The 15126-nt window shown below is 60.0% G+C and carries 11 protein-coding genes; 10 read left to right on the top strand and 1 reads right to left on the bottom strand.

Going from position 1 to position 15126, the window contains the following annotated elements; genetic code table 11:
- On the top strand, positions 1-2412 hold the full coding sequence (locus ONB52_20405; GenBank protein MDZ7418494.1) for a hypothetical protein: 2412 nt from the start codon (positions 1-3) through the stop codon (positions 2410-2412).
- 361 nt (positions 2413-2773) lie between these two features.
- A complete protein-coding gene (locus ONB52_20400; protein ID MDZ7418493.1) occupies positions 2774-5377 on the top strand; it encodes a hypothetical protein in 2604 nt (867 codons plus the stop codon).
- Between the two features lie 23 nt (positions 5378-5400).
- Here ONB52_20400 and ONB52_20395 read toward each other — a convergent pair whose 3' ends face one another.
- The gene (locus ONB52_20395; GenBank protein MDZ7418492.1) at positions 5401-5682 is read right to left on the bottom strand and encodes a hypothetical protein; all 282 of its coding nucleotides are present in this window, start codon (positions 5680-5682) and stop codon (positions 5401-5403) included.
- Between the two features lie 399 nt (positions 5683-6081).
- Between ONB52_20395 and ONB52_20390 the strand changes: the two genes are divergently transcribed.
- The 8 genes from ONB52_20390 to ONB52_20355 all read left to right on the top strand — a co-directional run.
- Positions 6082-7221: a hypothetical protein gene (locus ONB52_20390; protein MDZ7418491.1), complete on the top strand. Its 1140-nt coding sequence runs from the start codon at positions 6082-6084 to the stop codon at positions 7219-7221.
- Between the two features lie 89 nt (positions 7222-7310).
- Positions 7311-7964 carry a corrinoid protein gene (locus tag ONB52_20385; protein ID MDZ7418490.1) on the top strand — a complete coding sequence of 218 codons (654 nt, stop codon included), beginning with the start codon at positions 7311-7313 and terminating at the stop codon, positions 7962-7964.
- Positions 7965-7966: 2 nt separating this feature from the next.
- Positions 7967-8968: a uroporphyrinogen decarboxylase family protein gene (locus ONB52_20380; GenBank protein MDZ7418489.1), complete on the top strand. Its 1002-nt coding sequence runs from the start codon at positions 7967-7969 to the stop codon at positions 8966-8968.
- A gap of 156 nt (positions 8969-9124) precedes the next feature.
- Positions 9125-9976 carry a hypothetical protein gene (locus ONB52_20375; GenBank protein MDZ7418488.1) on the top strand — a complete coding sequence of 284 codons (852 nt, stop codon included), beginning with the start codon at positions 9125-9127 and terminating at the stop codon, positions 9974-9976.
- A 549-nt stretch (positions 9977-10525) separates the two neighbouring features.
- On the top strand, positions 10526-13207 hold the full coding sequence (locus ONB52_20370) for a TonB-dependent receptor (GenBank protein MDZ7418487.1): 2682 nt from the start codon (positions 10526-10528) through the stop codon (positions 13205-13207).
- Between the two features lie 259 nt (positions 13208-13466).
- A complete protein-coding gene (locus ONB52_20365; protein ID MDZ7418486.1) occupies positions 13467-13805 on the top strand; it encodes a transposase in 339 nt (112 codons plus the stop codon).
- Entirely contained in the window at positions 13802-14170 is a 369-nt protein-coding gene (gene tnpB / locus ONB52_20360; GenBank protein MDZ7418485.1) for an IS66 family insertion sequence element accessory protein TnpB, read from the top strand. Before ONB52_20365 ends, tnpB begins: the two co-directional genes overlap by 4 nt.
- Positions 14171-14250: 80 nt before the next feature.
- Positions 14251-15126 (top strand): IS66 family transposase (locus tag ONB52_20355; GenBank protein MDZ7418484.1); only part of this gene is annotated, 876 nt, incomplete at its 3' end.

Genomic DNA, 15126 nt, shown 5'->3' with positions numbered 1-15126 from the left:
ATGATGAGGGATTTGTTGCAGGCGGCGGATCACACGCCGCCCATGGGTGATTTGTTTTCGCATCCGCGGTTGTCGTTCTGCCGTGCGTTGTGGGCCACACCGCTGGCGGGCGAGGAACAGGCCCCCCGCCGCCGCATCATTCATGCCCGCATCCTGCAGTGCCACGGTCCGGCCAAACTGCAACGCCTGGGCGTGCGGCCGGCGCAGGGCTATCACAAATGCGGCAGCTTTCAGGATCTCGATTGGGTGATGGCGTTTCGCGTGCTGGTCTGGCAGGAGGGCCGCTGGCACGTGCAGTTGGCGGTCAACGATCTGCCCGCACCGGCGCCCGATGAAGTGCGGTGGTTCGACCTCGACGGCGTGATCACTTCCGCGGTGATTCTCGAAGTCCGGCGCTGCGGCATCGACAACTGGTGGCCCTCGTGGAATCTGGTCTCCGGCGCGTTCCTGCTCGAGGGCGAAATGCTTGCCGGCCTGGCGCCGCGGCGCGAACAGGTGCTTGTCACCGAAGCCGTTTCCCTGGCGGGTTTGCCGCGCGGCGTGACCGCAGCGTGCCACGATGGTGAAATTCGCTATCGCACCCGTTTCCTGGAAATCGGTTTCTGGCTGAATCGCGCCGGCTTTTCCCACCTTGGCCTCGATGAAGAGGGCAGCGGCCGCACTTCGCCAAACCTTCTCTTTCAGCAGGCGGGGAGTTTTCCGCAAGGTGTGATGCTGCATCCGCTCGCTTCCCGGCCGCTGGCCGCGCCCACGCTGCGTTATGAAGTGCAGGGCGTCACGCGCGTGCAGGGCAATCGCGTCGAGTATGAACTGGCGCTGCCGGAAGCCGGGCAGCAGTATCACTTGCACTGGCAAATCGAAGAAGACCGCCTGCTGCTGCGCGCCTCGCGCACCGCGACACACGAGGTATCCGCCTGGTACAGCAGTGCCTGGCTCATCAGTTTGCGGCCGACCGTTTCCCCGGCGCATGTTCTCGGCAGCATCACACGCTGTGGCGAAACCGGTTTGCTGGAGTTGCCCGTGCTGCTGCACGCTCCGCGTTTCGGCACGCTGCGCATCACCGCCAGCAACAACCACGCGCTTTGGCGCAGCGATGCTTTTCGCCCGCTCGATCTGACCACCGGCGAACTGAAGCTCGGCGAGATCCCCCGGCCGGAAGGATACTATTTTCTGCCTGCTGGAAAATTCGAGTGTGAACTGGAATTCACACTGGCGCGGCCCGCGGTCGCGCTTGCTGCCGGCACACCCGCGCCGGTCGCTGCCGCGCTGCAAAAATGCGGCTTCACCGCGCTCACCTACCGTCCTGACACCGCAACCTTCAGCAACAATGGCGCCTCCATGCACTGCCCGATTTGCATGGACAACTGGTCGGCGATCACCACGCGCATGGGCAGGCTGCTGCCCAATCTGCACGCCGTGGATTTGCTGCGCGATTCACTCGAACGCTGGCTCGAAGGCGGCCAGGGCTATACCAGCGGCAACATCCTGCAGCACGGTGTTTTTCATGAAGCCGAGGATGAATACCTGCTCACCGGCGCGGCCTGTTTGCTGGGACTCGGGGAATATCTGCAGCACTCCGGCACGGCGGCCTGGCTGCGCGAATATCGCGAAGCGATTCGCCGACAATTGGAGAAAATGCAGCGCCGTGATCTTGACGGCGACGGCCTGATCGAGAGCCGCTTTCGCACCGGCGTGAGTGGCACCGGCCAATGGAGCACATGCTGGTTCGATGTTGTTTCCTTCGGCTGGAAGGACGCCTTTTCGAATGCCATTCTCTATCGTGCCTTGCGGGTGCTCGCGGAGGTTCTCCCCGGCCTGGGGGCCGCCGATCTCAGCGCGGGGCTGGCCGATTGGGCAGCCGAGTTGCGCAGAAACTATCGCCCCACGTTCTTCAACCCGGAAACCGGCTGGCTGGCAGGCTGGCGGTGCGCGGAAAACAAACTGCATGATTATGCCTTTCTCTTCGTCAATGGTGCCGCGGTGAGCTGCGGTCTGCTGGATTTTGACGAAGCGCGCGCCATTATGAAGCGATTATGGCAGGAGACCAGGCGCGTGGCCATGCCGGATCCGCTCCTGGGATTGCCGGGCAATCTCTGGCATATTCCCGATGCTGATCTTGCCGACATCATGCAGGGGTATCCGCACGGTTATTATCAAAACGGCGGCCGCACCATGGCACAGGCCAGACATTTCGTCAATGCGCTTTATTGGGTCGGCATGAACGCCGAAGCCGAAGAACTGCTCTGCCGTTTGTGTGAAGGTCTGGCCCGCGGCCTGGTGTTCGGCGGCAACAAAAGCGGGGTGGATTGGCGTTTTGGGGATGACCGGCCCTGCGGATATGAAGGCCTGCTGACCGATCAATTTGGCGTGCTGGCCACCGCGCTGGAACGGTATGGCCGGCGTAAGGAATGACCCGTTGCGATCAATTGGGAGAACGCTGCGGCCACTTTTTCTCCCGCGAAATGGCTTTTTCCGCGAGCGTTCTGCTTTCGCGGGAGAATTATGCAGGTTGATTTTGATATTGAGGGTTGGATCGCTGTCGTGCCATGAACAGGGCGTCCCGAGCGGAACTGCCGGCTGTCCTGCCTCTCCTCTCGAGGCAGCGCCAGCAAGAAGCGGCTCCAGCAGAGTGCGCTGTTTATATCTGCGCTCTTGTTTCTATTATCGCTTTTGAATTGTTTTGCCCGCCATTGACCTGCCTTTTCGGAAGTTGGCAGCATGGAGCATGCTGTCTGCCCGCAGGTTGGAAGCGGCAATTTCGTGGAATCCTGCAATGTGGAACATTTCATTCCCGGCAACTCTTGCCATTCTGCCCCTGCTTTTGGCCGTCCCCTCAGAATCGCAGGAACTGTTCGTCGATTTTCGCCATGCGCCCTTTACGCATCTCAGTGCTCTGTGCCTGCCCGATGACTGGCAGAAGAGCCTGATCAACGAAAAAGGCGAACTGGCCTGCGATTTTGGCCCCGGCCCCTACGCCCGGCCGCTCACCACCATCGGCCTCGGCGTTGCCGGCCGGGAACTGTCCGTGATCAAACAACAATGGGAGCATCCGCGCATTGCAATTGCGCAAACCGAACTGGCGGCCGGAGACATTCGCGTACAGGTGCAAAGCTTCGCCCTGGTGCCGGCGCGGTGGCCGGTGGAACCAGCGCGTGAGGAGCAGGGTGTGCAACGGCGGAATGGCCGCAATGGTGTCATTGGCTGGACCACGCCGGCGGGCCTTCATGATCCGGCATTTCGCAACGCCGCCTGGGGGGTGAATCGTCCGATTCAATATTGCGTCCCGGTGGCAGCCGGCAGCGCCAAAAAGGTGGCGCTTGGCCTGTGCGAGCCATACAAGCCCCGGCCCGGCATGCGCATTTTGGAATTGCACGTGGAGGGCACCGCCCCGCGTCTTTTTGATCCGCTCGCCGCCGGTGAGCGCAATCAACCGCACGTTTTGCTGTTTGATGGCAGGGATGAAAACCGCGACGGTGTTTTGACGCTGGCAGTGCACGCCGCGCTCACCAGTCCGGATCCCAATGTCTTTCTCAACGGCTTTTGGATCTTCCCGGCAGACGCCGCTGTTTCCGCCGAAGCCGTTTTGCGCGGTGAGCTGTCGGCGCAGGCGGAGATTTACCATCCCTGTGGTCTGGAATATGAAACGGCTGCGCCCGCGCCCCGTCTAGATGCCATGCTCGCCACTTTCAACAGTGACACCGTCACCCCGGAAATCATCATACAAACCAACCGCGAGCTGGCATTTGATGCGGCAAACGGCAGGTTGCTGTGGGAGGGCCGGCCTTATTTGCTGAGCAGACCGGCTGCCCGGCGCGCCACTCAAACGAAAGGCGGCTGGCGCCTGGCACTGCCGCGCGGCACCCGCCAGGTGGAAGTGATTGTGGTGCACGGCCGGCGCGGTGCGGCGGGCATCACACACGTTCCTGATTTGCACGCGGAACTGCAGCGCAGCCGCCAATTTTGGCAGCAGCAGGCCGGCCTGCCTTATGATCGCATCCGCCTGCCTGATGACGGGCTGCAATACGTGCTGGATGCCAGCATTCGCAATCTCTATCAGATGCGCGAGATGGTGGATGGCCGGTTGCAGTTTCAACCCGGGCCTTCGGTGTATCGTGGCTTGTGGATGCACGATGTGGTCTACGCCATCGAAGCCGCAGCTTTTCTGGGCGATCTCGCGGCTGCCCGCGCCGTGGTGGAAAATGTCATGCGTTTTCAGGGCAGCGATGGCCAGGTGCGGGTGATGGCGCCGCATGCCATGCATCGCGAAACGCCGCTGCTGATTTACCTCATCTGCCGCTACAGCCGCCTGGCCAATGACGCCGGCTGGCTGCGCGCACACTGGCCCGCGGTCACACGCGGCCTGGAATGGATTGCACGCACCCGTGCACAAACCCTGGCAGACTCCGGCGCTTCGTATTTCGGCCTGATGCCACCAGGCTTCACGGACGGCGGCATCGCCGGCATCAATGCCGAATACAGCAGCGTCTACTGGTCATTGATTGCAACGCACACGGCGGTCGCCGCCGCCCGCTGGCTGGGGGAGGAGGCCGGAGCGCGAAGATGGCAGGCGTTTTTTGATGATTTCATGGCCTCCTTTCGCCGTGCCTATGAGCGCGACAAGCGCCGTGACCCGCACGGCCATTGGTATTTGCCCGTGCGCATCGCCGACACGACCCAATCCGAGGTGCCGCAGCGCGGCCAGTGGGCGCCATTGGAGGCCGCCTTTCGCGGTGGCTTCCTGGCATGTGACGGGGAATTGCTCGCCGGCACCCTGGCCGTGCTCGACGACAGCCTCAAACAAGGCCTGACCGTAAACACCGGCTGGCTGCAGAACGGACTTTGGCCTTTCTTTGACGCCCTGCGTGGCCTCGCACATTTGTGGTGCGGGAATCGCGCACGCGCGGTGGCGGCGCTCTACGCCATCGCCAATCATGCCTCGCCGCTGGCAACCTGGGTGGAGGAACAGCATCCCCGCGAGGTTGGCCGCCGCACTTCCGGCGATGTCTCGAATGCCAGCGCCAGTGCGTTCTTCCTCGGCTTGGTGCGCCATCTGTTGGTGCTGGAGCGCGGACGGGAGATCGAACTGCTTGCAGGTGTCCCGCCGGCGTGGCTGTCTTCCAATGCCACGATCGCGCTGCCGGAGGCTCCCACGGAATGGGGAACGCTCTCGTTGCAGGTGCACGTTTCCGCGGATGGCCGCCGCGCCAGTATCGCGGTGGTGACACCCCGGGTTTCCCCTCCGCCGGGTGAATTGGTGATCAGACTGGAAGCATTCAAAGAAAAGGGTTTCACTCCGCAGCGCGGCGGGACTTTGCCCGATGCCTGGCGCGGCAAATGGGGCGGGAGCGTGATGCTCGAGCTGGTAAGGCAAAATTGAACCGTGCAGGCGCAGCGCGGCTTTCAGGCCGCAACCAAATCTGTCAACCGCCAAGCCGCCAAGCACGCGCAGGATTTCTTTGTGTTCTTCATGCTTTTGCGTGCAATCATGCGTTGCAATTTTTCCTCATTCGTGGTATGCCTGCTTTCTTTGGTTTGGCGTTCCAGTTCAATAAGAACCCCGGGCGGCAGTCGCGTTCTTTCAAGCAGGCCGGTCGTTGGACCTCCTGTATGGGCAGCAGTTTTGGATACAACCTGAATTTTGCATATTGACTTGCTGTTGCCCGGAAGAAACAGCTTGTTCATAAAACTCTGGAAGGAGTGAACTGTTTGCAGACATGGGAAGCTTGCCTGTCTTTAAACTCCGTCAGGATGGGCCTGTAGAATTTCTCGTGAGCGGGCGCGGTTTTTTGAGCAGGGCCTCCTGACGGAGTTTGGGGAAATGCAAAAAGCAGTTTCACTAAAAACAGTTCACGCCTACCGGAGGTGACAGCACGTTGGCCTGCAAATTTTTTTTATGCACCACCCCTTGGGTGGTCGGTCGTCACCATCAAAGCGGCGTTTCTCGCGGAGGAGGCCAATCCGGGTGCAAAATTCAGGTTGAAAAGTTAGTGACATTGGGCGATGGCTGATCCGGTTTGGCGGGCAGCAATTGGAAGCGCCGGTTGCAAGCGCACACTCACCAAAACCAAGAGACTGGAAAACATGCCTCCTGTCCCAACCGCGCTGACCCCGCGCCAGCGCATTCTTGCGGCCATGCGCCGGCAAATCCCTGATCACGTGCCGGTCATGCCCGACATTTCCAACATGGTGCCGTGCCGCCTGCTGGGCAAACCCTTCTGGGAGATCTATCTCCATGAAGACCCGCCGCTCGACGAAGCCTATCTTCAGGCGGTGAAATATTTCGGCATCGACGGCTGGTACATCTACGACAATCTCACCATGTATGAAGCGCCCAAGTGGCCGCGACGCATCCTGCAATCCTCGGAAGACGGGTTGCAGGTGGAGCGCTGGCTGGATACACCCTTTGGCCGGCTCACGGAAGTCGTGTGCTATCCGCGCGCCGATCCGCCCTGGCAGATGAGCGGGATGATCAAGGATATCGCGCAGGATTTTCCCAAACTGCGCTGGTACATGGAACAACGCCCGTTCGTTGATCCCTGCAGGAATCGCGACAAGATCGGCGAGCTGGGCATCCATGGCCCCGGTCTGGAAACTTTCATGGGATTCTGGGTGTGGGTGCGGGAGGGCGGTGCGCTGCAGGCGTTGCGCGATTTTTATGAACAGCCGGACCTGATGCGCCAGGTGCACGAGTATTACTGCGATTTTGTCGATCGCATGCTCGATCGCGTGCTGCCCGGCCGGCCCGATGAGATTTTGATCAACGGCTCCTCCTCGTCGCTCAGCCTCAGCTCCCCGGCGATCTATCGCCAGTATGATTTGCCCGTCATTCAGCGCATCGCCGGCAAATGCCGGCAGGCGGGCGTCATCTGCCACCAGCACACCTGCGGACGCTCGCGGCTGATCATCGAAATCAATTATCACGAAACCGACGTCAACGTCATGGAGCCGCTGGAACGGCCGCCGGGCGGCGATGTCGATCTTGCCGAAGCGAAAAGAAAATTCGGCGACAAGCTTTGTTTGAAGGGAAATGTCAACACCTTTGAAACCATGCACCACGGCACGGTGGCCGAGGTCGAGCGCGAGGCCCGGGCGTGCATCGATGCTGCCGCAGCCGGCGGCGGTTACATTCTCGCCACCGGCGATCAATGCGGGCGTGACACGCCCGATGAGAACCTGTTCGCACTCGTCGAAGTCGCCAAAACTTACGGTCGCTATGTTTGACCGGCGCGGCCACTACCCCGCCCGCCCGCAATAAAATCCCGGAAGGCGGTGCCATGCCCCGGTTTTGAATTGTTCAGGAGTTCCGTGTTATGGAGGCAACCAGTGATCTCGCAAAAATCGTCGTGCTGCTGCAGGAAGGCAGCGTCACGCCGGTGTGCGAACTGACCAAAAAGTTGCTGGCGCAGGGCGTCTCCCCGCAAATCATCCTGAATGAAGGTCTGATTGCCGGTATGGCGCTGGTGGGTGAGAAAATGCGCCGCAACGAGATGTATCTGCCCGAGGTGTTGCAATCCGCCAGCGTGATGAAGGCGGCCATGGCAATCCTCCAGCCGCATCTGCTTCGCAGCGGCGTTGCACCGCTCGGCCGGGTTGTGCTCGGCACAGTGAAGGGTGACATGCACGACATCGGCAAAAACCTGGTCGGCATCATGCTGCGCGGTGCCGGCTTTGAGGTTGTCGATCTGGGCGTGAACACCCCGCCGGAAAAATTCGTGGACGCGATTCAAACCCATTCACCCGGAGTGGTCGGCATGTCCGCCATGCTCACCACCACCATGCTGCAGATGAAGAAAACCATCGCGGCCGTCGCCGCCGCACAATTGCGCACCAAGGTGAAGATTGTGATCGGTGGCGCCCCGGTTTCCCAGCGCTTCGCCGACGAGATCGGCGCCGACGGCTACGCCCGGGATGCAGTCACCGCCGTCGAGTGTGTCAAAGCATTGCTCGCACGAACCGGAGGATGAAAATGACTTCCCGTGAACGCATCCGCGCCGTGTTCGCCGGCGAAAAGCCCGATCGCGTGCCCTTGAATGTCTTTGCCGGCTGGAATCCGGAAGTCCAGATGCGCATGCGCAGCCGTCACGGCAGTCTGGCGGCCTTCATGGAGCGTTATCATATCGATATCGCCACCGGCGTGCTGCCGCGCTTCCCGTTTGGCGGCCCGGCGCGCCATGCCGAAATCATGGACCTCGACCGTTATCTGGAGCTTGAGCCGGATGACCCGCAGTCGCCTGCCATTCTCAGCACGCCCTGTGACGAAATCCTCGCAGTCACCGTGCAGCAGGCGCTCGCGGCTCATGAACAGCAGCTCGCTGTTTTCTGTCACGCCTGGGGCGTGTTCGAGCTGTCGCAATTCCTGTTCGAACGGGACGGATTGCCCGGCACGGAACAAGCCCTGTTGAACATGGCGCTGGAGCCGGAAAAGTCGAAGCGTCTTTTCTTCAAGCTGGCGGCCTGGACGGCCGACTGTGTGGAAACCGCGATCAAGGCGGGCGTGGATGTCATCGAGCTCTCCGATGATTGGGGCCAGCAAAGAACCATGCTCTTCAGTCCAGCCATGTGGTGGGACATGGTTTATCCGGCAACGAAACTCATCGTGGAGCGTGCGCGGGATTTTCAGGTGCCGGTGCTGTTGCACAGTGACGGCGATGTCACGCAAATTTTGGACGGCATCCTTGCGCTCGGGGTGTCCGGCCTGCATCCTGTGCAGGAGTCGGCCGGCATGTCACCCCGGCACGTGCGTGATTTTTTCGGAAAAAAGGTCTGCCTCATGGGCGGACTGGATACGATCACCGCGCTGCCCGTGATGAATGTCGAAGAGATCCGCTGCGAGGTGCAGCGCGTTTTCGCCATGCTCAAAGACGATGGCGGTTTCATCTTCTCCGGCTCCCACATGTTTCAGAATGACACGGACCCGGCGGTGATCGAAGCGGCTTACGACCGCGCCTATGAGCTGGCGCCGTATTGAAGCACCCCAATCAAAGCCCGCGGCTGTCACCGCTGCCTTGCGCTCGAACCTGTCAGCCGTGACGCCGGAAGCAGCACACTCCCCGCACCGGCGCCGTTTTGCGGTGCGCGGCCACGCCGGAGCAATCTGACAAAAAACAAACAGGGTAATTCTCGCATGTACCAGCTTCACAACGCACAGCTTACTGTCGATCTCCTCGACCCGGTTGCCGACCGGGCACGCCTGGGCCCGCGCTATTGCGTGGGCGGTTATGTCTTTCAAGTCAAAGATCACCGGGGGCGGCCATTACTCAGTGGTCCCGAGTATCCTTCACCTGCGCCCACTGGCACCGGCGGCCAGGGCCTGCCGGAGGTGTTTCAATTCACCCTTTACAATGAAGAACGCGAGCTGGAGGACCGCAAACTCATTATTGGTGTCGGCCTGGTTGACAAAATCAGGCCGGAGCTCCCTTATCATCTTTTCACCAATGCTCAAACCGTCGCGTATGCGGATTGGCAGGTCGAGCAAACCGGCACCAGCCTGCGCATGACCACGGTGCAGACCTTCAAACAGTGGTCGTTTCGCCTGGTGCGGGAGGTCCGGCTCGAGAACAAGAGCCTCAGCTCCAGCACGCTGCTGTACAACACCGGCAATACACCACTGCCGTTTCGCTGGTTTGCCCATCCCTTTTTCCCATTGGTGGACGCCGGACGCTGCTGCCAGCTTGCCGGGCTCACAACTTTGCCGGAGAATCCCGGTTTCCGCCTGGAGGCGGACGGCTTCATTGTGATGAATCCCGAATACAACTGGCCGGAAGGCTGCTATGTAAAATTCGAAACCCTCAACGGCAAACCACTCAACGCGCGCCAGGCACATGATTTGTGTGGTGAGCTGCGCGTGACCGGCAATTTCCCGCTTTCTGATCTCGCCCTGTGGGCGAATGAGCGGACATTCTCCTTCGAACCATTTTACCAGCGCACCGTGCCGCCCCAACAGGAAACGGCATGGACGATCGTTTATCACTTTTGAATGCTGCCGTGCACCCGACGGTTTTGTTTCCGACCCTTCTCCGGTGAATGAGAGCATGAATCGCATCGCCCGGGTCGGAACCGTGCCCATGACCGCCCACTTTGCCGGCCGCGCCCCGGCTGCAAAGCAGGCGCGCCATCACCGGCATTTTCAGACACGGTTGCGAATCATGGATGCGCATGTTTTCGTTCTCGTGCTGCGATCTTGCGCGGACATGCACGACACAATGTTTTTCGACAAAATGCCGGAGCCGTAACTGTTGTGATTGCCTTGCGCCGCACGGTGATTGACGGGTATTGATCAAAATAGATCACCAACAGGCTGAGCCCCGCCAATCGACGGGTGGCGCAGCCCTGGCAGGGGTAATAGCGCCTGCCACCAGCCGGAATGCTGCCACCGCATTTCCCGCCTGCCACCCCGCTTGCCATCGCGATGTAAAATCCTCTTGACAATTTCCGGTCATTTTTGCTGATTGCTGCCCACCCAAAGTTCCTCGTACGGCCACAAACATCCTCAATTCACTGGATCCATTCATGGAAGGGAGGTCGTATGAATCGACGTTATGGCAACACCTGGCTGAGGCGTGTGTCACCCCGGCGGAAGTGGACCGGAATAATTTTGGTGTTGTTGAGTGTGCTGGCACTGCTTTCGTCCCCTCTGGCAGCCCAGGAGGCGGGCACGATCATGGGCACGATCACCGATGCCCGCAGTGGACAACCCCTGCCCGGTGCCAACGTGGTTGTGCTGGGTACGCAATTGGGTGCCACCACCCGGCCGGACGGCACCTTTCGCATCAGGATTACTCCCGGCAGTTATGAATTGCAAGTGAGTTTCATCGGCTACAACCGCCTGCGCGAAAAAGTGACTGTGGCAGCAGGTGAGACGGTCACCAAAAACCTGGCCTTGCAGGAGAACCTGATCGGCCTGGGTGAGGTGGTGGTGACCGGTACGCGGCAGGCCGACCGCACGGTGGTGGAATCGCCGGTGCCGATTGACGTGCTGACCGCCACGGAAATTCGGCAAACAGGTTTGACCGAAACCAGCCAGATCATTCAGATGCTGGTGCCGTCCTTCAACTTCCCGCGGCCCTCGATCGCGGACGGCACGGATCACGTCCGGCCCGCCACCTTGCGCGGTTTGGGACCCGATCAGGTTCTGGTGCTGGTCAACGGCAAGCGGCGGCACACCACCGCCCTGGTCCATGTCAATGGCACCATCGGGCGCGGCACCACCAGCACGGATCTCAACGCGATCCCCGCCGGTGCGATTGAGCGCATCGAAGTTTTGCGCGACGGCGCGGCGGCGCAATATGGCTCCGATGCCATTGCCGGAGTGATCAACATCATCCTCAAATCCGACCAGCAGGCGAGCTTTGCCAGCACGGTGGGACAGACGAGTGAGAACGATGGCGAGACGGTGCAAGCCGGGGCCAACTATGGTTTTCAGCTCGGCAGCAGTGGTTTTCTGCATCTCAGCGGGGAATTCCGTGATCACGGCCTCACCAATCGTTCGCAGCCGGACAGGCGGCAGCAATATTTCAGCGGCGATCCGCGCAACAACGATCCCACACTCACCAACCGCATCAATCATCGCCACGGCGATGCTGATACGCGCGACGGGCTGCTGTTCATGAATGCTTCGCTGCCGCTTTCACCCAAAGTGACCTTCTATTCCTTCGGCGGTTTTTCGCGCCGCCGCGGTGAGGCCACCGGCTTCTATCGTCGCGCCCTGGATGACCGTACCGTGCGTGCCATTCACCCCAATGGTTTTCTGCCGGAAATTCACTCCACCGTGTACGATGCCTCGCTGAGCGCGGGGCTGCGCGGCACGATGGGCGGCTGGCTGTGGGATTTGGCCACCGTGTTTGGGCGCAACTCCTTCCGCTTCGAAGTGAAAAACAGCAACAATGTCTCGATGGGAACAGCCAGTCCCACGGAATTCTATGCCGGCACGCTCATCTTTCAGCAAAGCACGAGCACACTGGATCTCTCCCGCCAGCTCGACGTGGGATGGAGCGCTCCCATCAATTTGGCGATGGGCGCGGAATTCCGCTACGACAACTACCAAATCGAGGCCGGAGAGGAGGCCTCCTATATCGACGGCAAGGTGCCGATTTTGGACGGCCCCAATGCCGGCAGACTCGCGGCCGTTGGTGCGCAGGTCTTCCCCGGTTTCCGGCCTTCCGATGCCACCAATAAATCGCGTAACAACGTGGCGGTTTATCTCGATGCCGAGCACAGCCCCTCTGCCCGGGTGACGCTCAGCGCCGCCGCTCGCTATGAGAATTACAGCGATTTCGGCTCGACCACCAACGGCAAGCTGGCGCTGCGTTTCGAGCCGGTGGAAAACTTTGCCCTGCGCGGCGCGGTGAGTACCGGTTTCCGCGCGCCTTCGCTCGGCCAGTCGTATTTCTCCTCCACCGCCACCAACTTCATCAACGGTGTGCCGTTTGAAGTGAAGACCTTCCCGGTGGAAAGCCCGCAAGCCAAGGCGCTGGGTGCCGAACCGCTGAAACCGGAGAAGTCGGTGAACATAAGCGCCGGCTTCACGCTGGATCCGATTACGAACCTTTCCGTCACCGCGGATTTTTACCGCATCACCATCGATGATCGCATCGTGTTCTCGGAGAATTTCACCGGCACACGCATCGCTGATCTGCTGCGGCCATTCGGTGCCAGCGGCGGCCGCTTCTTCACCAACGCCATCGATACCAGAACCCAGGGCGTCGATGTCATCGTGCGTTATGCCTTTCAGTTCGGCCGCAGCACCCTGCGGTTGACCGGCGCCTTCAACAAGAATGAAACCGAAGTCACCCGCGTGGCACCCACTCCGCCACAACTGCAAGGCTTCGAAGAAACCCTGTTCGGCCGGGTGGAGCGTGGCCGCATCGAAGAAGGCCAGCCCAAGGACAACATCAATTTGATGGCGAACTACAGCCTGGGCAGCCTGGGCGTGATGGCGCGCACCATCCGCTTCGGTGAAGTCACCTCGCGCAATGTCAACCCCGCGAACGACCAGACATTTGATGCCAAGTGGATCACCGATGCCGAGGTCTCCTACAATTTCTGGGGAAAATTCACCGTCGGAGTCGGCGCCAACAATGTCTTTGACGTGTACCCCGAGCAAAACATCCCGGCCAACAACTTCAATGGCATCCTGATTTACAACAGTATTTCCCCCTTCGGTTTTAACGGCCGCTACTATTACGGCCGCATGTCGTATCGCTTCTGAGTTGTTTCTCTCTCCGCTGTTGCCGCGCGCAGAGGGCATAGCGCGTGACCGGACGGGTGAGAACAGTGGTGTTCCTGTTGCGATGGGCAAAGCCCCGCGCGACCCAAGGCCATCCCGCCGGGATGGCCTTGTCATTTTCGGTGCCTCATTGTTTGTCTTCCGAAAACCATTCGTTTTGCAGTATCCCCTCGGTGAACCGCATCTTTCCTCTTGGTGAATCGCTGCGTATCTTTGCGCAAAATTCACCAGGAGGAGTCCCATGTGGTCTCGCAGACGGCGGGTGTGTCCCGCGGCGCGTCTTGCCCTCATCAAAAAGTATCTCGCCAGCGGTCTGACTCAGAAGCAATTCTGCCAGCGGGAAAAACTGGCTTACCCCACGTTTCTCACCTGGCTGCGAAAGTACCGCGCCGCTGAAAGCCAGGCCCCCAATTTGCGCCCTGCCGCCCCCGGCTTCGTTCCGCTCCAGCTTGAGCCGACCGCCCACCGCGCCGCGTCCTGCACCCTGGAGTTTCCCAACGGCGTGTTGGTCCATTTCTCGGGCGACATCGCTGTGCAATTGCTCACCCGCCTGTTGTGCGCCGCCGGAGTAGAGCCATGATCGCACTCTCTCCCGGCCTGAGATTTTATCTCTATTCCCAAGCCACCGATATGCGCAAGAGCTTCGACGGCTTGTCCGGGATCGTCACTTCCATTTTGGCGCGTGACCCCATGAGCGGGGAAGTCTATATCTTTCTCAACCGCCGGCGCGATCGCATGAAGCTTCTCCTGTGGGATCGCACCGGCTTCTGGCTCTTCTACAAACGCCTGGAGCAGGGCACCTTTCAACTGCCCGACAATTTCGCCAGCCACACCTCTCTGGAGCTGCGCTACGACGAGTTGATGTTGATCCTGGAAGGCATCGATCTTGCTTCGGTCAAACGCCGTCGCCGTTATCAGCGTGGCCAGCCCTCGCTTGAGCAGTAATTTTTATTTTTTTCTCCGAAAAAAAAGTTTGGCATGAAAAAAGTTCGAGGTTTTCGCACACTTTGTGCTTATATTTGAGCATGACAGAAACCGCGCGCACACTCACATACGAAGAGCTTTTTATTGAATATCAACGTGTAAAAGAGGAGCTCGCACAACTCAAGCGCCTGCTCTTCGGCCAAAAGCGCGAGCGCTTCATTCCTGCTGCCAACGATCAGCAGCTCGAGATCGCGCTGCATGACGATCGCCAGCCGGCTGCTCCGGTTGCCACCACGACCATCACCTACACACGCCGCCAGAAGAAAACTTCCCCGGTCAAACTCCCCAGCCGCAATCCTTTGCCCGCTCATCTCCGCCGCGAAGAAATCGTCATCGCCCCGCCGGAAGACACCCGCACGCTCAAAAAGATCGGCGAAGAGATCACCGAAGAGCTGGAGTATAAACCGGGCGAGCTTTACGTCAAGCGTTATATCCGCCCCAAATACGCCCGCCCCGAAGGTGACGGGATCGTCGTTGCCAAGCTGCCCAGCCGTCCGATTGAAAAAGGCATTGCCGGCCCGGGGCTGTTGGCGCACATCCTCATCAACAAGTTCGTCGATCATCTGCCGCTCTATCGCCAGCGCCAGCAATTTCGCCGTCAGGGTGTTGAGATTTCCGGCGCCACCATGGATGGTTGGGTTGCGGGCAGTTGCCAATGGTTTGTGCCTTTGTATGACACTCAGCGCCGGCTGATCCAGCAGTCTTCTTATCTCATGGCGGATGAAACGCCGATTCCGGTTTTGGATCGCACCAAGGCCGGCAAAACACATTTGGGTTATCTCTGGGTTTATTACGATCCCCTCGCCAGGCTGGTGCTCTTTGATTATCGTCCCGGCCGCGATCGTGCCGGGCCCAATGAGCTGCTCAAAAATTTCCGCGGCTATCTTCAGATCGACGGTTATGACGGCTACAACGAT

Source organism: candidate division KSB1 bacterium, assembly GCA_034506255.1.
GTDB classification, from domain to species: Bacteria; Zhuqueibacterota; Zhuqueibacteria; order Zhuqueibacterales; family Zhuqueibacteraceae; genus Coneutiohabitans; species Coneutiohabitans thermophilus.
Note: the sequence above shows the minus strand (reverse complement) of the source record. Positions and strands in the feature narration are given on the sequence as shown.

Excerpts from the sequence above, each read along its gene's own strand:
- ONB52_20405 (MDZ7418494.1), top strand. The coding sequence starts at position 1 with ATGATGAGGGATTTGTTGCAGGCGGCGGATCACACGCCGCCCATGGGT.
- ONB52_20400 (MDZ7418493.1), top strand. The coding sequence starts at position 2,774 with ATGTGGAACATTTCATTCCCGGCAACTCTTGCCATTCTGCCCCTGCTT.
- ONB52_20395 (MDZ7418492.1), bottom strand. The coding sequence starts at position 5,682 with ATGAACAAGCTGTTTCTTCCGGGCAACAGCAAGTCAATATGCAAAATT.
- ONB52_20390 (MDZ7418491.1), top strand. The coding sequence starts at position 6,082 with ATGCCTCCTGTCCCAACCGCGCTGACCCCGCGCCAGCGCATTCTTGCG.
- ONB52_20385 (MDZ7418490.1), top strand. The coding sequence starts at position 7,311 with ATGGAGGCAACCAGTGATCTCGCAAAAATCGTCGTGCTGCTGCAGGAA.
- ONB52_20380 (MDZ7418489.1), top strand. The coding sequence starts at position 7,967 with ATGACTTCCCGTGAACGCATCCGCGCCGTGTTCGCCGGCGAAAAGCCC.
- ONB52_20375 (MDZ7418488.1), top strand. The coding sequence starts at position 9,125 with ATGTACCAGCTTCACAACGCACAGCTTACTGTCGATCTCCTCGACCCG.
- ONB52_20370 (MDZ7418487.1), top strand. The coding sequence starts at position 10,526 with ATGAATCGACGTTATGGCAACACCTGGCTGAGGCGTGTGTCACCCCGG.
- ONB52_20365 (MDZ7418486.1), top strand. The coding sequence starts at position 13,467 with ATGTGGTCTCGCAGACGGCGGGTGTGTCCCGCGGCGCGTCTTGCCCTC.
- tnpB (MDZ7418485.1), top strand. The coding sequence starts at position 13,802 with ATGATCGCACTCTCTCCCGGCCTGAGATTTTATCTCTATTCCCAAGCC.